Genomic DNA, 604 nt, shown 5'->3' on the forward strand with positions numbered 1-604 from the left:
GGATGGCGACCCGCTACGGTCGCACCGATGTTCAGATCGACGGCCGCATCGACCAGGCCTTTTCGCCGACGGTTTCGGCCTATGTGCTGGCAGCGGCGACGCCGGATGCCGATTTCCTGGCCCGATATTCGATCGGCGCCGGCGCTTCGTGGCAGATCATGGCGCCCGCGAAAGCGCTCGGTCCGTTCTCGCTCAACATCGATGCTCGCTATGACAATTTCGTCACCGCCGAGGTCACCACAATCTCGCCCTGGGTGCAGGCCTATGTCCTGGACGGCCGGCTGGGGCTTTCGGCCCGTTGGGTTCACCCAGCCGACGATATCGGCACACGCGCCGATGGCTATGTGCTGCGGGCCGATCTTGCAGTCACCCCGGCCGTCAACGTTTTTGGTGGTTATGCAGATGCCCCCGAGATCTCCGACGGCGCGCTGGTGCCGACGCGTACCGTCTTTGGCGGCATCTCCTGGGACGCCACCGATCCGCTGACGCTGCGCGGCAGCCTCGCCCATGAGCAGCGCCCGACATTCGACCGAACCATATTCGGGCTCGGCCTAACCACGCGGTTCTGATCATGTTGTACATCTGGCACTTATCCATCCTGCTC

1 protein-coding gene is annotated in these 604 nt (G+C 63.9%); it reads left to right on the forward strand.

Annotated features, from left to right (window positions below; genetic code table 11):
• The coding region (locus tag EOA22_RS36495) for a YaiO family outer membrane beta-barrel protein (RefSeq protein ID WP_127390760.1) at positions 1-569 on the forward strand (569 nt) is incomplete at its 5' end.
• Positions 570-604 lie beyond the last annotated feature (35 nt).

Origin of the sequence: Mesorhizobium sp. M7A.F.Ca.US.014.04.1.1, from assembly GCF_003998745.1 — a bacterium.
GTDB lineage: Bacteria > Pseudomonadota > Alphaproteobacteria > Rhizobiales > Rhizobiaceae > Mesorhizobium > Mesorhizobium ciceri.